Genomic DNA, 17,062 nt, shown 5'->3' on the forward strand with positions numbered 1-17,062 from the left:
CAACGAACGGAAGGCAAACTCATGATTCAGAAGAACTGGCAGGAACTGATCAAGCCGAACAAGGTGGAGTTCTCTTCGAGCTCGCGCACCAGGGCGACGCTTGTTGCCGAACCGCTGGAGCGCGGCTTCGGCCTCACGCTCGGCAACGCGCTTCGCCGCGTTCTGCTCTCCTCGCTGCGCGGTGCTGCCGTCACGGCGGTGCAGATCGATGGCGTGCTGCATGAATTCTCCTCGATCCCGGGCGTCCGCGAAGACGTGACGGACATCGTGCTCAACATCAAGGAAATCGCCATCAAGATGGATGGCGATGATGCAAAGCGCATGGTCGTGCGCAAGCAGGGCCCGGGCGTTGTCACGGCTGGCGACATTCAGACGGTCGGCGATATCGAAATCCTCAACCCCGAGCATGTCATCTGCACGCTCGACGAGGGCGCCGAGATCCGCATGGAGTTCACCGTCAACAACGGCAAGGGCTACGTTCCGGCCGAACGCAATCGTGCGGAAGATGCTCCGATCGGTCTCATCCCGGTCGACAGCCTCTATTCGCCGGTCAAGAAGGTGTCCTACAAGGTTGAAAATACCCGTGAAGGACAGGTTCTCGACTACGACAAGCTGAACATGACCATCGAAACCGATGGCTCGATCACCGGCGAAGACGCCGTCGCTTTTGCGGCGCGCATCCTCCAGGATCAGCTTGGCGTCTTCGTCAACTTCGACGAGCCGCAGAAGGAAACCGAAGAGGAAGCAGTCACCGAACTCGCTTTCAACCCGGCTCTCCTGAAGAAGGTGGACGAACTCGAACTGTCGGTCCGTTCGGCAAACTGCCTGAAGAACGACAACATCGTCTACATCGGCGACCTCATTCAGAAGACCGAAGCAGAAATGCTCCGCACACCGAATTTTGGTCGCAAGTCGCTGAACGAAATCAAGGAAGTTCTCGCTTCCATGGGCCTGCACCTCGGCATGGAAGTGCCGGCATGGCCGCCCGAGAACATCGAAGATCTCGCCAAGCGTTACGAAGACCAATACTGAGAAAACAAAAGGCAGGCTCTTTCGGCTGCCTTTCCCCGTCAAACAGCAGGCCGATCGCCTGCATGTGCCAGGAAACGGCAGGCCCACTTAGCGTAAGGGCACCTGCATTAAAGGAGAATAGCAATGCGCCATGGTAAAGCCGGCCGCAAGCTGAATAGAACTGCAAGCCACCGCAAGGCGATGTTCGCCAACATGGCGGCTTCGCTGATTACCCACGAGCAGATCGTCACGACCCTGCCGAAGGCCAAGGAAATCCGCCCGATCGTCGAGAAGCTCGTCACGCTCGGCAAGCGCGGCGACCTGCACGCTCGCCGTCAGGCGATCTCGCAGATCCGCGATGCCGCTGTCGTCTCGAAGTTGTTCGACACGATCGCAACGCGCTACGCCACCCGCAACGGCGGCTACCTGCGCATTATGAAGGCCGGCTTCCGCCAGGGCGACAATGCCGCCATGGCTGTGATCGAATTCGTGGATCGCGATGCCTATGCCAAGGGCGCAGCCGACAAGGCCCGCGTCGCTGCCGAAGAGCAGGCTGTTGCCGCTTAATCTTCCGCTCCGGCGGAAACAAAACAGCCGGGCTGGAAAGCCCGGCTGTTTTTGTTTCTGATATAGTGACGAGACCGGCTCCATTGCGCAAAATCATTCAGATTCGCTCTCCGCAGTTCCTTCGTCTGGCCGCCCTGTTTCTTGTCATCGTTCTCGGGCTGGTGCTCCGCAGGTTTGGCTATGCGGTCGATCTGCCTTTTCTCGTCGTCAAATATGGCGGATCGGCACTCTGGGGAGCGATGGTCTATCTGCTCGTGGCGCTATTTGTCACAAGTTCACGGCCGGCAGCAATTTCTGTCACAGCGCTGTTCATAGCGATCTCAGTGGAATTGTTCCGGCTTTATCACACGCCCTGGCTCGACGCGTTTCGGCTGACCATGGCAGGCGCGCTGTTGCTTGGCCGGGTATTTTCGCTTTGGAACATGCTGGCCTATGCCATCGGCATAGCCGCGGCCTGCGCCTTCGATCCCGCACGTCGGGCTGCGACGCACCCTCGCGGGTAAGTTTGCAATCCTACGAAACAGACGCTACTGCGCGATTGCGCGTCCGCCCTTTGCCCTTCTGCCTGTTGCGTGCGATGGGCCGATAGGAGCGGTAGAGGATCAGTGCGATGATCAGCCCGACATAGATATATTGCTCGAGGTCGAGGATCTTGGTCGAGAGCGCGAAGTGCAACGCCCCGCAGGCGGCGATGATATAGACGAGGCGATGCAGCCAGATCCAGTTCTTGCCGAGGCGGCGGATCGAGAGATTGTTGGATGTCAACGCCAGCGGAATGAGCATCGCAAGCCCGGCCATGCCGAACATGATGAAGGGGCGCTTCAGCACGTCGTTGATCACGGCGGAAATATCCATCGCCTGGTCCAGCACCATGTAGACGGTGAAATGCATCAGCGCGTAGTAGAAGGTCAGCAGACCGAGGGCGCGGCGATAGCGTAGATAGTTCCAGCCGAAGAGCTCACGGGCAGGGGAAACGGCAAGGGTCAGGATCAGAAAACGGATCGTCCAGATGCCGAGGAAGAGCTCGAAGGTCTTGACCGGATCGGCGCCGAGCTGGTCGGTCGCGCCGAGATAGAAAGTCCAGGCCGCAGGCACGAGCCCGACGACATAAAGCAGCCAGACGGAGGCGGGATGCCAGCGCTTCGGGATGGCGAGCGACAGTTCCGCCATCAGAAATTCGCCTTCAGGTCCATGCCGGCATAAAGGCTCGCCACCTCGTCGGCATAACCGTTGAAGGGCAGGGTGGGATGGCGGCTCGCGCCGAAGAAGCCGCTTTCGCCGATGCGCCGTTCGCTCGCCTGGCTCCAGCGGGGATGGTCGACCGCTGGATTGACGTTGGCGTAGAAGCCGTATTCCTGCGGATTGGTGACCTGCCAGGTATTCTTGGGCTGCTGGTCGGTGAGTGTGATCCTGACGATCGACTTGATGCCCTTGAAGCCGTATTTCCACGGCACGACGAGCCGGATCGGCGCGCCGTTCTGGTTTGGCAGCGTTTCGCCATAGAGCCCGACGGCAAGCAGCGTCAGCGGATGGCGCGCCTCGTCCAGGCGCAGACCTTCGACATAGGGCCAGTCGAGCGACTGGAAGAAGCCCTTCTGCCCAGGCATCTCGTCCGGCCGCACGACGGTTTCGAATGAGACGTATTTGGCGCTGCCGAGCGGCTCCACCTTGTCGAGCAGCGATGCCAGCGGAAAGCCGTCCCAGGGGATGACCATGGACCAGGCCTCGACGCAGCGCATCCGGTAGGTGCGCTCCTCGATCGGGAATTCCTTCATCAGCGCCTCGAGGTCGAAGGTACCTGGCTTGTTGACCATGCCGTCGACCTTGATCGTCCAGGGCAGCGGCTTGAAATCGCTGGAAAGTGCTGCGGGATCACCCTTGTCGAGGCCGAACTCATAGAAATTATTGTAGGTCGTGACGTCCTTGAGCGGCGTCGCCTTCTCGTCGACCTTGTACTTGCTCTCAACGGCGGAGATGGCCGCAGCGCTCGCCTTGCCGGCGCTGTAGAGCGCCATGGCGCCAAGTGCTGCCGCGCCGAGGAATTCACGACGGCGGACATAGATCTGGCGTGGCGTGATCTCCGATGACGCGATCTTCGGTGGGCGATAGGTTGGCATGTCGAAACTCTCCTGGGCGGATTTCTGCAATATAGTCTTTAAACGAACCGCCCGCATGTTCGGATGAGTGTCTAAGCCTTGAATATTACAGACGTGAAGCCAATTTTTTGTGTTCGGCCGTGATGGAATAGGCTGTAACGAAACGTCGCGCCTTACCGTATATGATCGATGGGCCTCATGGCGCTCAGGCCATGGCGTACCGGATTTGGCCTTCACGGTAGTGACAGCCCCCGTCGATTGGATTAGGACAATTCGAAAAAGCAGCGTTTGCCCGGCCTGCAGGTTCCATGCCGCCCCGCTTCGCCTGATAATTCCGACACGTTGAGGAAGACACCGATGCCAGCTTACCGTTCCAGAACCACGACCCATGGCCGCAACATGGCGGGCGCCCGCGGCCTTTGGCGCGCCACGGGCATGAAGGATTCGGATTTCGGCAAGCCGATCATCGCGGTGGTGAATTCCTTCACCCAGTTCGTGCCCGGCCACGTGCACCTGAAGGACCTTGGCCAGCTCGTCGCCCGCGAGATCGAGGCGGCCGGCGGTGTTGCCAAGGAATTCAACACGATCGCCGTCGATGACGGCATCGCCATGGGCCATGACGGCATGCTGTATTCGCTGCCCTCGCGTGAGCTCATCGCCGACAGCGTTGAATACATGGTCAATGCCCATTGCGCCGACGCCATGGTCTGCATCTCCAACTGCGACAAGATCACCCCCGGCATGCTGATGGCGTCGCTGCGCCTCAATATCCCGACCGTCTTCGTCTCGGGCGGTCCGATGGAAGCCGGCAAGGTCGTGCTGCACGGCAAGACGCACGCGCTCGACCTCGTCGATGCCATGGTCGCTGCCGCCGATGACAAGATCAGTGACGAGGACGTCCAGACCATCGAACGCTCTGCCTGTCCGACCTGCGGCTCCTGCTCCGGCATGTTCACCGCCAATTCGATGAACTGCCTGACGGAAGCGCTCGGCCTGTCGCTGCCCGGCAACGGCTCGACACTTGCCACCCACGCTGACCGCAAGCGGCTCTTCGTCGAGGCCGGCCATCTGATTGTCGATCTCGCTCGCCGTTATTACGAGCAGGATGACGTCAAGGCGCTGCCGCGCACCATCGCCTCCAAGCAGGCCTTCGAGAATGCCATGGCGCTGGACATCGCCATGGGCGGTTCGACCAATACGGTCTTGCACATCCTTGCTGCCGCCCATGAAGGCGAGATCGATTTCACCATGACCGATATCGATGCGCTGTCGCGCCGGGTGCCGTGTCTGTCGAAGGTCGCCCCCGCCAAGAGCGATGTCCATATGGAAGACGTCCACCGCGCCGGCGGCATCATGTCGATCCTCGGCGAACTCGACAAGGGCGGTCTCTTGAACCGCGATTGCCCGACCGTCCATGCCGAGACGCTGGGCGATGCGATCGATCGCTGGGATATCACCCGCACCAACAGCGAGACCGTTCGCAACTTTTATCGTGCCGCTCCCGGCGGCATCCCTACCCAGGTCGCCTTCAGCCAGGAGGCCCGCTGGGACGAACTCGACACCGACCGCGAGAACGGCGTCATCCGTTCGGTCGAACATCCCTTCTCCAAGGATGGTGGTCTTGCCGTGCTCAAGGGCAACCTTGCGATCGACGGCTGCATCGTCAAGACCGCCGGCGTCGATGAATCGATCCTGAAGTTCTCCGGCCCCGCCCGCGTCTTCGAAAGCCAGGATGCCTCCGTCAAGGCGATCCTTGCCAACGAGGTGAAGGCCGGCGACGTCGTCGTTATCCGCTACGAAGGCCCGAAGGGCGGCCCTGGCATGCAGGAAATGCTCTATCCGACCAGCTATCTGAAGTCGAAGGGCCTCGGCAAGGCCTGCGCGCTCATCACCGACGGCCGCTTCTCCGGCGGCACCTCCGGCCTCTCGATCGGCCATGTCTCGCCGGAGGCGGCAAATGGCGGCACGATCGGCCTGGTTCGCGAAGGTGACATGATCGACATCGACATCCCCAACCGCACGATCAGCCTGCGTGTCAGCGAGACCGAGCTCGCCGCCCGCCGCTCCGAGCAGGATGGAAAGGGCTGGTATCCCACAGAAGTCCGCAAGCGCAACGTCACGACCGCCCTGAAGGCCTACGCGGCCTTTGCAACGAGCGCCGATCGCGGCGCGGTGCGCGATCTGAACGCCCGCTGAGCAGCTTCAGCCTACGACCCGCTGAGCGGTTTTCGGACGACATCATGCTCTCACTCTTTAATTGAGAACAGGATTCAGTTTTTAGGCCGATCCGGCCTAAAATCATCCTGTTCTAGAGCGGCCGGTTGATGTTTTTATAGGTCTCGCCGAGCTGCTTCAGCCGCTCGTCATAGGCAGCCTTGATGCAGGCCGCATCCGCCCCGCATTCCTGCCGTTTCTTCAGCCAGGCGGTCTGTTCGTCCTGCAATGTTCCACGCGAGCCCATCGCCAGCAGGCCGGAGAGCAGCTCGAACGTGGTTGCCATCTTCACGTCGGCATCGTTGAGTGCGCGGTTGTCGCAGATCGCTTTCTCATCCGGCTTCAATTCCTTCGCATCGCAATCGAAGCTTGCTGCCTGCACCAGGTTCGATGCAATGAGCAGCATCGCAAAGCCGAGAGCCGCTGTCGTCGTTCTTGTCGTGATCATTCATATGTTCCTATTGCCGCCGGTCAGGCCAGCTTCCGCAGTGCCAGAGCCAGGAAGATGATGCAGATGAGCCAGACGGCAAGGATGAAGATCAGTCCGACCCGGCTGGAGGGACGTTCGATGCGCCTTGCCGCCTCCGTGCGAAGCTCGTTCATCACCTCTGCCGGAACGAGCCGGATCGCCAGCATGATGCCGAGCGGCACGATGAGGAGATCGTCGAGATAGCCGAGGATGGGGATGAAATCGGGGATGAGATCGATGGGCGACAGCGCGTAGGCGGCAACGGCGCCGGCCACCGCTTTAGCATGCCACGGCACGCGGGGATCGCGGGCGGCAAGCCATAGGGTCACGATGTCACGCTTCAGTGACTTCGCCAAGTTTTTGGCTTTTGATATCAGTTGCATGGCCAATCTTCCTGAATCAAATTCATAATGACTTCAACCGGTTTCCAAGACGTCCCCTTGCCTTATTCTTCCATGCTTCCGCCCTCTTTCCTTTCTAGCGTCGGGCCGCAGAACAGGATGATTTTAGGCCGGTCGGCCTAAAATCTGAATCCTGTTCGCAATTAGATAGTTAGAGCATGATGTCGTCCGAAAACCGCTCACACTTTTCGGCATCATGCTCTAAAACGTTCCTCAAGAGGATTCAAAAGGGATACCCATGCAAGGCCTGTTCAAGCGCGCCTCCGTCTCGCTATTCGCTCTCATGCTCGTTCTGCCGGCTGCGGCCGATGCGCAGACGGCAAAGACCGTACCCGAGAGCCAGATGCAGATGCAGCTCTCCTTCGCCCCGCTCGTCAAACAGACGTCGGGCGCCGTCGTCAACGTCTATGCGGAAAAGACCGTCAAGCGGCAGTCGCCCTTTGCCGGCGACCCTTTCTTCGAGCAGTTTTTCGGCCAGCAGATGCCAAACCGTTCGGAGAAGCAGTCATCGCTCGGTTCCGGCGTCATCGTCGAGGCGAACGGCACTGTCGTGACCAACAATCATGTCGTCGAAGGCGCCGACGACATCAAGATCGCACTGTCGGATGGCCGCGAATTCCCCTGCAAGGTGGTGCTGCGTGATGACCGTGTCGATCTCGCCGTGCTGAAGATCGACACCAAGGAAAGCTTCCCGACATTGCCGATCGGCAATTCCGATACGGTCGAGGTCGGCGATCTCGTGCTGGCGATCGGCAACCCCTTCGGCGTCGGCCAGACGGTGACGAGCGGTATCGTCTCAGCACTTGCCCGCAATCAGGTGGTCAGGAACGAATTCGGCTTCTTCATCCAGACAGATGCCTCGATCAATCCCGGCAATTCGGGCGGCGCCCTGATGAACATGAAGGGCGAACTGATCGGCATCAACACGGCGATCTTCTCGCGCGGCGGCGGCTCGAACGGCATCGGCTTCGCCATCCCTGCCAATCTGGTCAAGGTCTTCCTCTCTTCTGCCGACGCCGGCGTCAAATCCTTCGAACGGCCCTATGTCGGCGCGAGCTTCGATGCGGTGACCTCGGAAGTGGCTGAGGCGCTGGGGTTGAACAAGGCCCGCGGCGCGCTCGTCGTCAAGGTCTCGGAAGGCGGGCCGGCGGCCAAGGCCGGGCTGAAGGCCGGAGAAATCGTCACTGCCGTCGACGGGATTTCTGTCGAACATCCGGATGCGCTGCTCTACCGGCTGACGACGGCGGGCCTCGGCAAATCGGTCAACCTCACCGTCGTCGAGAACGGCCGCGAGGAGCAGCTGCCGCTGACGCTCGCCCGTGCCCCGGAAACCTCGCCGCGCGACCAGCGCACGATCGGCGGGCATACGCCGTTTACCGGCGCCGTCGTCGAGAACCTTTCGCCCCGGGTCGCCGACGAGCTGCGCATGCCGCCGGAATCGGCAGGCGTCGTCGTATCCGAGGTGAAGGACGATTCGCCTGCTGCCCGTCTCGGTTTCGAACCGAAGGATATCATCGTCTCGATCAACGGCACGGATGTGAAGTCGACCAGCGAACTATCCCAGATCGCCGATAGCGACCCCGGCCTCTGGCGGGTCGAGATAGAGCGCGACGGCCAGCGCATCCGGCAATTTTTCCGATGAGCAACGATCTCTTCGCGCCGCGTGTTCCGGAGGAGGTCGCTGCCAGGCGGCCGCTTGCCGACCGGCTGCGGCCGAAGACGCTTGCCGATGTCACCGGTCAGGAACACCTGACCGGTGAGGATGGCGTGCTGAAAAGGATGATCGAAAGCGGCTCGCTCGGCTCGATGATCTTCTGGGGTCCGCCCGGCACCGGCAAGACGACGGTGGCACGGTTGCTTTCGGGCGAGGCGGGCCTGGCCTTCGAGCAGATATCGGCGATCTTCTCCGGCGTCGCCGATCTGAAAAAGGTGTTCGAGACAGCCCGTTTGCGGCGTATGGACGGCCGTCAGACGCTGCTCTTCGTCGATGAGATCCATCGTTTCAACCGCGCCCAGCAGGACAGTTTCCTGCCCGTCATGGAGGATGGCACCGTCATCCTCGTCGGCGCCACCACCGAGAACCCATCCTTTGAGCTCAACGCCGCTCTGCTGTCGCGTGCCCGTGTGCTCACCTTTAAGTCGCATGACGAGGAGAGCCTCGAGGAACTGCTGAAGCGTGCCGAGGCGATCGAGCAGAAGCCGCTGCCGCTGACGGAGGATGCTCGCGTCAGCCTGATCCGCATGGCCGACGGCGATGGCCGCGCGGTGCTGACGCTCGCCGAAGAAGTCTGGCGCGCGGCGCGCGAAGGCGAGAGCTTCGACACAGAAGGCCTGACGCGCATCGTCCAGCGCCGTGCCCCGGTCTACGACAAGGCGCAGGATGGTCACTACAATCTGATCTCGGCGCTGCATAAATCCGTACGCGGCTCGGATCCCGATGCCGCGCTCTACTATCTCGCCCGTATGTTCGATGCCGGCGAGGATCCGCTCTATCTCGGCCGGCGGCTGGTGCGCATGGCGGTGGAGGATATCGGTCTTGCCGATCCGCAGGCGCTGGTGATCTGCAATGCCGCCAAGGATGCCTATGAGTATCTCGGCTCGCCGGAAGGTGAACTGGCGCTGGCCCAGGCCTGCGTTTATCTCGCCACCGCGCCGAAATCGAATGCGGTCTACACTGCCTTCAAGGCGGCAAGCCAGGCCGCGAAGCAGAATGGCTCGCTGCTGCCGCCGAAGCATATCCTCAATGCGCCGACCAAGCGGATGAAGGGCGAGGGTTACGGCGAAGGTTATCGCTACGACCACGACGAGCCGGACGCCTTTTCCGGCCAGGACTATTTCCCGGAGAAGATGGGTCGCCAGATCTTCTACGATCCGCCGGAGCGCGGTTTCGAACGCGATATCCGCAAGCGGCTGGAATGGTGGGCAAAGCTTCGCAAGGAGCGCAATCCGCGCTGAGGCGCGGTGCCTGTTCGGTTGGTGAAGGGGCTCAGCCGCCAAGAACGATCGCTATTGCAACCAGAAGCAATCCGAGACAAGTCATCGTCATCCCTGCATAAAAGGGCCTGCCTCCTGAAAACGTCGCCCACGCATAGCCCGTCACAAATAGCAGCATAATAGGAAACAGGTTGCTGGCTCTCAGAGCAAGCTGCGCATTGTCGATGAGAAGGAAAGGGATAACTGCCGGAATGGAGGTGGCAGAAACCAAAAAGAAGATCGCAATTGCGGCAAACAGATCGCCTTTCGATAGGGACACCTTCACAGGATCGGCCCGAGATGCGAGCGTCAGGAGTGACCGATAGAGTGCCTCCGCATCGGCGGCCTTTCCAGAAAATGGTGCTTCTTCAATCGGGAATTCGTTCGCGAGCACCTTGAGCGCCGCAGATTCACTTTTGGCGGCTTTGATTTGCCGAAAAAGGCGCAGCCGTCTGCTCCTGTAGAATGTCGTGCCCAGGATGAACAATACGGCGTCAATGATCCCCCAAGCGACATTGCATCCGATTGTTGCAACTAAAAGCTCCTGAACATTTAACCCCTCTTTTTCAAGAACAAGTCTCGAACCAATCGTCCACGTGAGCGCCATAATCAATCCGAAAAGTACTTCGCCGAGCGCATCGCCAGGATCGATGATATTGGTGATACGACCCATTGGGCTCGAAGTCATGGCCTACTCCCCACGTTGTGAAGATCTTCGTCTGCTACCCCACTTACCCTCGGCGCATCAAATGGCGAGCCGAGCTGCATCTGGTGGCGCTGCGGCGCGGGCAAGCCTCGCGACAGGAGAACTGTGATCGACGTGGCAGTCTGATTCAATGATCCTGATCAAGGATCGGGGAGGATCTACGCGTTTTCCGAGCGCTTGATGGCTGCACGAACGCCCTAATCGGGGGCGCCGGCTGGTTGGCAGGAGAGACGAGCCGAGAAGATGCGTGGTGCTGCCAAGCTCAGGAAACGCGCGGTGTCTTCTGATTTGGTGGTGCGGCGATTACCTTGACGGACGATTCCGCAAGCCCGTGATGACCTTCCATGTCGACGACGACATGCCAGTGACCGCTTTCCGGAACGGCGATCTTGATCGGCGATTTGCGCGCCACGCCGCCGATATATTTGAAATCGAGAACCTCGGTGAACCGCTGGAAATTCGGCGCCGTCATCAGGCGGACATTGTTCACCGCATTCAACGACACCTCGATGATCGTTCCGGCGCGTTGTTCCTTGAGATCATAATGGGTGAAGCGGAAATTCGGTTTCGGCATCGGTCTCGCGGCGTCTGAAGTCTCTGCGCCAGGATTTTACCAGCATGCCGGTTAAGGAAAAGTTGGATATTGGCCCCCAACCCATGTCTTCGGTCTCCCGCCGGCTGAAAACGGCGGGAGACCGATAAGATTTAGTGGATATTCGCGGTGCTACGCGCAAAGGGCGCGAATTCGAGCACCATGCCTGCGGCCGCCCTATGGATATCAGCCGAGGGGCAGTTGCATTCCCCTGCAGCGAAATGGAGGGCGGCCGCCTCATCGATGAAGAGCCCGCCAACGAGGCCATCGCGATCGTGGACAATCCAGCGGCCGCTTCTGTCGCGGCCGACGGTGAAGCGGGCAGAAGGCGAGGGCGCTGCGGAAGGCAGGCTGCGGCGTTGCTGTGTGTTTGCCATTGTAATGATTCTTCGGTCCTGATGGTTCAGCGGGAGATGAGGTTGAAGGTCATCTGCACCAGCCCGGCAAAGGCCATCGCTGCCCCAAGGCGGGGCGCAATCGCGGCAAGGCCGGAGAGCATCGTATGGGAGGGATCGGCGGCGAGTGTGCTGAGGTGGCTGCGTTGCAGCGGGTCGCTGTCGGCACTCGGTTCAGTCAGGCGTGACATCGGTTTGTCCTTTCGAAGTCTCACTCAACCGCCGCTTGATAGTGCGGCGGTGTCACGCCTTGGAAGACGGGCGTCTGCGGATAGGGTTTCCATTTGGCGCCAGAGAAGAAAATATAAAAATCTCATAGGGATAGCGCCATCCTCGTGCTGCTTTCGTCAAGGAAAGGCGCAAGCGCCTCGCCGATGGCCAAACACACCTCCGGCTCGGCGGCGACAAGCGGAAGGCGAAGCTCGGCCTTCAGCCCGCGCACCAGCCGCAGCGCATGCTTGATCCTCGCCGGATCGCCCTCCGGTCCGAGCACTGATATCAGCGGCATCAGCCGGTCCTGCAGCGAACGCGCGGCCGAAAGGTTCCCGGCCCGGGCCGCCTGCTGCATCGAGATGAAGAGCCGCGGCACCACATTGGCGCCCGACGAGATCATGCCGTCGCCGCCGGCGATGGTGAAGGCGAGCGCGGAAGGGTCGTGCCCGGAAAAGAAGCGGTAGCGCTGCCGCAGGATAGCCGAAAGGCCGACGAAGCGAGCGATGTCGCCCGTGGCGTCGCGGATGCCAAAGATTCCCGGGATGGTTGCCAGTCTGCCAAGCGTCTCCGTCGAAAGATCGCTCGCCGTCTGCGCCGGCGCATGGTCGATGATGACGGGCAGTCCGCTTGCCGCCGCCAGCTGCTCGAAGTGGTGGACGATGCCCTGCTGCCCAGGCTTGGAATAATAGGGCACTGTGACGAGCGCTGCTGCGGCGCCGAGCACTTCCGCCTCGCGGGTGAGCGCGATCGTGCTGTCGGTGGAAGTGGTGCCGGTGGCGGCGATGACCGGCACGCGGCCGGCCGCAGAGCGGATGACGAGATCGATTGCCTCGGCGCGCTCCTGCTGCGAAAGCGTCGGGCCTTCCCCCGTTGTCGAGCAGACGGTGAGCCCGTCGACGCCGCTAAGGATCTGCCATTCCGCAAGCGCCCGGAGCGCCGGCCTGTCGAGACAGCCATGACGAAACGGCGTGATGAGAGTGGTGATCGCGCCGCCAAGGCGCGGCATTCTCGCCGTTTCCACGGGCCGGCCTCAGAGCCAGCCGAAAACGACGACGTAGAGCTCGACGCAGGCGAGCACTACGCCGAAGACGATCAGCGCTCGGGCAGTGCGCTTCTCGCGCATCCGCCGGCTGCCGCGCGTGATCCTGTAGGGGTGAAGGGGTTTAGAATCGGAGGACATGACATATCGCATGGCATTTGACCTTTGCAGTGATGGCGAAAGCCTACTGCTGCGCGCGATAGGAAATCCATTCGGGGCACGGGGCGAAAATATAGGAATGGCATAAAGGTGATGGCAGAAATTTCGAAGCGCGGTGTCGGAAAAGCATGATCGCCGCCGTCCTTGCGGTATCGACGCAAACACGGAGCAAGGACATGTCGAAAATGACGCTGATTTCGATGATCGCAACGGCTGCCGCATTCCTCGCCGCGCCCGATATATCAGGTGCTGACGGTGGCACGCCGGCGAGCGAGGACAGAAAGGCCGTAGCGCCGATCGTCAGGAAGGGAAGTTTGCCGGTCAACGGCATCGATTATTATTACGAGATCCGTGGAGAGGGCGAACCGCTGCTGCTCCTTCACGGCGGCCTGGGGCAGATCGAGATGTTCGCGCCGGTCATGCCTGTTTTCACCGACCACCGGCAGGTGATTGCCGTCGATCTGCAGGGCCATGGCCGCACGCCCCTCGGCAAGCGGCCGATCGAGCTTCCGGCCATCGGCGCCGATCTCGCGATCCTGGTGAAGCAACTCGGCTACGACAAGCTCGATGTCTTCGGTTATTCCTTCGGCGGCGGGGTGGCGCTGAACATGGCGGCGACCGCGCCCGACCGGGTGCGCCGGCTGGTGATACTCTCGGCGCCCTATGCGCAGAACGGCTTCTTCCCGGAGATGCTGCCGCAACAGGCGGCCGTCGGCGCTGGTATGGCCGACATGATGAAGGACACGCCGATGTTCCTCTCCTACAAGGCGGTGGCGCCTGACGTTTCCGAATTTCCGAAGCTGCTCGACGCCATGGGCGCACTGATGCGCGAACCTATCGACTATAGCGATGCCGTCGCCAAGCTTACCATGCCGGTCATGCTGATCTATGGCGATGCCGACATGATCCGGCCCGAGCATATGATCGACTTCTACCACAAGCTCGGCGGCGGTCTGCGCGATGCAGGCTGGATGCGGGAAAACATGTCGAGGAACCGGCTGGCGATCCTGCCTGATCTCACCCATTACGAGACTTTCGCCTCGCCCCTTATGGCGAATATGGCAATGACCTTCCTCGATGGCGGCGGCAAGGCGCCGAACTGGGCCGAGCAGGTCGGAAAGTAAGTGAAGACGGCCGGGCTTTCCGGTCGCCTTTCCCTCTGCGATCAGCTGCCGCGCTGGTTTTCCCTATCCAATTGCGTTACCAGCGCCAGGATCGTTTCCGAGACTGGCGTCGGCACGGCACTCAGGCGTCCGAGCGTCACTACCATGCCGACCAGCGGCGTGATTTCGAGCGCCTTGCCGCCGATCAGGTCCTGCAGCATCGATGTGCGCACGGCGCCGATGTGGCGCGATTGTTCGAGCCGCTGCTCGACGGTCATGCTGAAACGCGCGCCCAAGGCCTCGCCGACGGCGCGGACCTCGTTCATCACCTTGCCGACCGTGGTCGAAAGTGCCGGATCTGCCATGATGTCGGTCATCAGCGCCCTGGTCAGCGCGCTGATCGGGTTGAAGGCAGTATTGCCCATCAGCTTGCTCCAGATCTCGTCGCGGATAAAAGGCGTCGTCGTGATGTTGAGGCCGGCGTCGGTCAGCACCGCGGCGATCGCCTCGAGATCGGGCGAGATCTCGCCCGAGGGCTCGCCGAGCACGAAGCGGCCGTTGTTGGCAAGCTGGATCTCACCGGCGTTGATCACCTCTGCGCCTTGATAAGCGACACCGCCGATGACCCGTTCCGGCCCGATCAGCCGCCAAAGCCTGCCGCCGGGATCGAGTTCGTCGAATTGCAGCTCGGCATGCCTGCTCAGCGTATCGCGGTGAAAATACCACCACGGAATGCCGTTAAGGATCATGACGACGCGGGTACCTTCCTTGAGGAGGCTTGCAATGCCTTCGGCAGCGGGTGCCAGCTGATGCCCCTTGAGGCCGGTGATGACGAGATCCTGCGGCGGCAATGTCTTGGGATCGTCGGTCGCGGTGAGGCGGACATTGAGCGGCCTTTCCGCATCGGCTTCGCGCAGGCTGAGACCGTTGTCGCGGATGGCGTCGAGATGGGCTCCGCGCGCGACGACTGAGATGGTGGCGTCGTTTCCGGCTTGGCTTGCAAGCTTGACGGCGATAGCGCCGCCGAGTGCGCCAGCGCCATAGATGCAGATGGACTTGATGGACATGCTCGCCTCTTCATGGTGGTGGTCGAACCTAGATCTAGGTCATTCCAGACGTGAGGCGAATGCTAATTTGCCGCATCATGGGTTTTCCTTCGGTCACAGCGGCGCTGCCGCCGCATTCCCGAGATCTGGGATGCGGCGGGCAGTGCCCTTCAGGCCAAGGCCGTTACATCGCTCGGAAAATCCGTGGACAGCGCGAGCTGGCGCCAGGCGGCAAGTTCCCTTTCGACGCTGGCATGCTGCTGCTCGATGACGGCCACCGTGTCGCTGCCGAACGGCATCCGCAGCGGCGGATTGGCCGAGTTGACCATCGTCATGATGCCGGTTGCGAGCCTGGCGGGATTGCCGGGCTGGGTATGGTTGGCGTCGGCGGCGAAATTGCGCATGTTGCCGGCCGGCGTGCCTTCGTAGTCGGCGATGGAGGCCGGGCTCACCGCCAGCGACGTGTCGGCGAGGAAATCGGTGCGGAAGAAGCCGGGCTCGACGATCGTCACCTTGATGCCGAAAGGTTCGAGTTCGGCGGCCATCGACTCGGACAAACCTTCGACGGCGAACTTCGTCGAGCCGTAGACGCCCCAGCCGGGATAGCCGAAGTAACCGCCGATCGAGGAAAAGTTCAGGATGTGGCCGGAGCGCTGGCGGCGCATATAGGGCAGCACGGCGCGCGTCACCTTCAGGAGCCCGAAGACGTTCGTGGCATAGAGCCTTTCGATCTCTTCGGCAGTGGCTTCCTCGACAGCGCCGAGCAGGCCGTAGCCGGCATTATTGGCGAGAACATCGATGCGGCCGAAGCGGGTGATGCCGGCAGCCGCGGCCTCTTTCGCCTGTGCCTCGTTGGTGACGTCGAGGGCGACAGCAAGCAGGTTCGGATGATCACCGAACTGCTCGGTCACGGTCTTCGGGTTGCGGGCGGTGGCGATGACGGCATCGCCTGATGCGAGGGCTTCCTTGGTCATCAGCGCGCCGAAGCCGCGGGATGCACCAGTGATGAACCAGACTTTCATGACGAATTCCTCTCGATAACTGTTCGGTTGGCGTCGCATCTCTGTGCTGACGTTTGAATTTGACCGAAAATCCGTTGCTGTATAAGATTTGTTATTCTTGAAACTATGATGAGTGTATTTCAGTAATGAGAGCCACCGAACTGTCCGAACTTGCGGCCTTCGCGGCTGTCGCGCGGCATAAGAGCTTCCGCAAGGCGAGTGAGGAGCGGGGCGTCACCGCTTCCGCAATCAGTCATGCCGTGCTCAATCTCGAAGACCGGATCGGCGTTCGCCTGCTCAACCGCACGACGCGCAGCGTCTCGCTGACCGAGGCCGGCGAACTCCTAGTCTCGCATCTCGATCCGGCCTTCGGCGAGATGGCAGAAGCGCTCGATGCTCTGAACCGCTACCGCGACACGCCGTTCGGCAAGGTGAGGATTAATGTGCCGAACTCGATCGGCCCCTTCGTCATCGGCCGCATCATCGGCCCCTTGCTCAAAAGCAATCCCCATTTGCAGCTGGAGATCAACGCGACCGACAGGCTGGTCGATATCGTCGAGGAGGGCTTCGATGCCGGCATCCGCTTCGGCGAGCGCGTCACGGAAGGCATGATCGCGCTGCGCATCAAGCCGCGCATCCGCTTGGTCGTCGTCGGTTCGCCCGCCTATTTCGAGACCCGGCCGAAGCCGACGACACCCCACGAACTCAAGCGCCATCTCTGCATTCAGAACATGTTTCCGTCAGGTGCGCGCTATGCCTGGGAATTCGAGAAGGATGGCCAGACCGTCAGCTTTCAGCCAACCGGACCGCTGTCGCTCGATGACCACGAACTGATGATGCAGGCGGCACTTGGCGGTGTCGGCCTTGCCTATATCTGGGAGCCGCGCGTGGAGAAGGCGATCGTTAGCGGAGAGCTGATCCAGGTGCTGGACGACTGGTGCCAACCGGAGGAACCGCTCTATCTCTACTATCCGAGCCGCCGCCACATGTCGGCGGGCTTCAGAGCAGTCATCGACGCGATGAGAGCCGAGTAAAAAGGTCGGGATTCGCATCGCTCACCCTTTTGACTTCGCCGCG

General features: G+C 61.1%; 20 protein-coding genes. 8 read left to right on the top strand and 12 right to left on the bottom strand.

Features of this window, described 5'->3' with window-relative positions:
* The first annotated feature begins 21 nt into the window (after positions 1-21).
* The 3 genes from U5G49_RS07475 (at position 22) to U5G49_RS07485 (ending at position 2,081) form a co-directional block, all read left to right on the top strand.
* Complete coding sequence (locus U5G49_RS07475) at positions 22-1,032, top strand: DNA-directed RNA polymerase subunit alpha (protein WP_003547579.1); 1,011 nt, start codon at positions 22-24, stop codon at positions 1,030-1,032.
* Between the two features lie 123 nt (positions 1,033-1,155).
* Positions 1,156-1,578 (top strand): 50S ribosomal protein L17, encoded by a 423-nt coding sequence (gene rplQ, locus U5G49_RS07480; protein ID WP_003558556.1) that lies wholly within the window; start codon positions 1,156-1,158, stop codon positions 1,576-1,578.
* 83 nt (positions 1,579-1,661) lie between these two features.
* The gene (locus U5G49_RS07485; RefSeq protein ID WP_193445451.1) at positions 1,662-2,081 is read left to right on the top strand and encodes a ribosomal maturation YjgA family protein; all 420 of its coding nucleotides are present in this window, start codon (positions 1,662-1,664) and stop codon (positions 2,079-2,081) included.
* Between the two features lie 10 nt (positions 2,082-2,091).
* Here the strand turns inward: U5G49_RS07485 and msrQ are convergent, their stop codons facing one another.
* Positions 2,092-2,748 (bottom strand): protein-methionine-sulfoxide reductase heme-binding subunit MsrQ, encoded by a 657-nt coding sequence (gene msrQ, locus U5G49_RS07490; RefSeq protein ID WP_193445452.1) that lies wholly within the window; start codon positions 2,746-2,748, stop codon positions 2,092-2,094.
* On the bottom strand, positions 2,748-3,695 hold the full coding sequence (msrP, locus tag U5G49_RS07495; protein ID WP_018447019.1) for a protein-methionine-sulfoxide reductase catalytic subunit MsrP: 948 nt from the start codon (positions 3,693-3,695) through the stop codon (positions 2,748-2,750). Before msrP ends, msrQ begins: the two co-directional genes overlap by 1 nt.
* A 336-nt stretch (positions 3,696-4,031) precedes the next feature.
* Here msrP and ilvD point away from each other — a divergent pair, with 336 nt between their 5' ends.
* Positions 4,032-5,870 (top strand): dihydroxy-acid dehydratase, encoded by a 1,839-nt coding sequence (ilvD, locus tag U5G49_RS07500; protein ID WP_193445453.1) that lies wholly within the window; start codon positions 4,032-4,034, stop codon positions 5,868-5,870.
* A 112-nt stretch (positions 5,871-5,982) separates the two neighbouring features.
* Here the strand turns inward: ilvD and U5G49_RS07505 are convergent, their stop codons facing one another.
* Together U5G49_RS07505 and U5G49_RS07510 are read right to left on the bottom strand one after the other, a co-directional pair.
* On the bottom strand, positions 5,983-6,336 hold the full coding sequence (locus U5G49_RS07505; protein ID WP_193445454.1) for a lysozyme inhibitor LprI family protein: 354 nt from the start codon (positions 6,334-6,336) through the stop codon (positions 5,983-5,985).
* Between the two features lie 23 nt (positions 6,337-6,359).
* A complete protein-coding gene (locus U5G49_RS07510; RefSeq protein ID WP_193445455.1) occupies positions 6,360-6,740 on the bottom strand; it encodes a YkvA family protein in 381 nt (126 codons plus the stop codon).
* 256 nt (positions 6,741-6,996) lie between these two features.
* Between U5G49_RS07510 and U5G49_RS07515 the strand changes: the two genes are divergently transcribed.
* Both U5G49_RS07515 and U5G49_RS07520 read left to right on the top strand, forming a co-directional pair.
* Positions 6,997-8,400: a DegQ family serine endoprotease gene (locus tag U5G49_RS07515; RefSeq protein WP_018447016.1), complete on the top strand. Its 1,404-nt coding sequence runs from the start codon at positions 6,997-6,999 to the stop codon at positions 8,398-8,400.
* Positions 8,397-9,713, top strand: coding sequence for a replication-associated recombination protein A (locus tag U5G49_RS07520; protein ID WP_193445456.1), 1,317 nt, complete (start codon positions 8,397-8,399; stop codon positions 9,711-9,713). The genes U5G49_RS07515 and U5G49_RS07520 overlap by 4 nt, the downstream gene beginning before the upstream one ends.
* 31 nt (positions 9,714-9,744) lie before the next feature.
* Here U5G49_RS07520 and U5G49_RS07525 read toward each other — a convergent pair whose 3' ends face one another.
* The 6 genes from U5G49_RS07525 to U5G49_RS07550 all read right to left on the bottom strand — a co-directional run bounded on the left by U5G49_RS07525 (position 9,745) and on the right by U5G49_RS07550 (position 12,817).
* On the bottom strand, positions 9,745-10,419 hold the full coding sequence (locus tag U5G49_RS07525) for a VIT1/CCC1 transporter family protein (RefSeq protein WP_193445457.1): 675 nt from the start codon (positions 10,417-10,419) through the stop codon (positions 9,745-9,747).
* Positions 10,420-10,699: 280 nt separating this feature from the next.
* Positions 10,700-11,011, bottom strand: a complete 312-nt coding sequence (locus U5G49_RS07530; RefSeq protein WP_018447014.1) for a DUF1883 domain-containing protein — start codon at positions 11,009-11,011, stop codon at positions 10,700-10,702.
* Positions 11,012-11,142: 131 nt separating this feature from the next.
* Entirely contained in the window at positions 11,143-11,406 is a 264-nt protein-coding gene (locus tag U5G49_RS07535; protein WP_193445458.1) for a hypothetical protein, read from the bottom strand.
* A gap of 26 nt (positions 11,407-11,432) precedes the next feature.
* The gene (locus U5G49_RS07540; protein ID WP_210262324.1) at positions 11,433-11,615 is read right to left on the bottom strand and encodes a hypothetical protein; all 183 of its coding nucleotides are present in this window, start codon (positions 11,613-11,615) and stop codon (positions 11,433-11,435) included.
* Between the two features lie 122 nt (positions 11,616-11,737).
* Positions 11,738-12,658 (bottom strand): 4-hydroxy-tetrahydrodipicolinate synthase, encoded by a 921-nt coding sequence (gene dapA, locus U5G49_RS07545; protein ID WP_193445460.1) that lies wholly within the window; start codon positions 12,656-12,658, stop codon positions 11,738-11,740.
* Positions 12,659-12,667: 9 nt separating this feature from the next.
* On the bottom strand, positions 12,668-12,817 hold the full coding sequence (locus U5G49_RS07550; RefSeq protein WP_155256902.1) for a hypothetical protein: 150 nt from the start codon (positions 12,815-12,817) through the stop codon (positions 12,668-12,670).
* Positions 12,818-12,963: 146 nt separating this feature from the next.
* Here U5G49_RS07550 and U5G49_RS07555 point away from each other — a divergent pair, with 146 nt between their 5' ends.
* The gene (locus tag U5G49_RS07555) at positions 12,964-13,959 is read left to right on the top strand and encodes an alpha/beta fold hydrolase (protein ID WP_193445461.1); all 996 of its coding nucleotides are present in this window, start codon (positions 12,964-12,966) and stop codon (positions 13,957-13,959) included.
* 41 nt (positions 13,960-14,000) lie between these two features.
* Here U5G49_RS07555 and U5G49_RS07560 read toward each other — a convergent pair whose 3' ends face one another.
* Together U5G49_RS07560 and U5G49_RS07565 are read right to left on the bottom strand one after the other, a co-directional pair.
* The gene (locus U5G49_RS07560) at positions 14,001-15,005 is read right to left on the bottom strand and encodes a ketopantoate reductase family protein (protein WP_168300203.1); all 1,005 of its coding nucleotides are present in this window, start codon (positions 15,003-15,005) and stop codon (positions 14,001-14,003) included.
* 149 nt (positions 15,006-15,154) lie between these two features.
* Positions 15,155-16,006, bottom strand: coding sequence for an oxidoreductase (locus U5G49_RS07565; protein WP_168332187.1), 852 nt, complete (start codon positions 16,004-16,006; stop codon positions 15,155-15,157).
* A gap of 125 nt (positions 16,007-16,131) precedes the next feature.
* Between U5G49_RS07565 and U5G49_RS07570 the strand changes: the two genes are divergently transcribed.
* Positions 16,132-17,019 (top strand): LysR family transcriptional regulator, encoded by an 888-nt coding sequence (locus tag U5G49_RS07570; protein ID WP_193445462.1) that lies wholly within the window; start codon positions 16,132-16,134, stop codon positions 17,017-17,019.
* Positions 17,020-17,062: the final 43 nt, after the last annotated feature.

The sequence above is a fragment of the Rhizobium indigoferae genome (assembly GCF_034554815.1).
Taxonomy (GTDB): Bacteria; Pseudomonadota; Alphaproteobacteria; order Rhizobiales; family Rhizobiaceae; genus Rhizobium; species Rhizobium leguminosarum.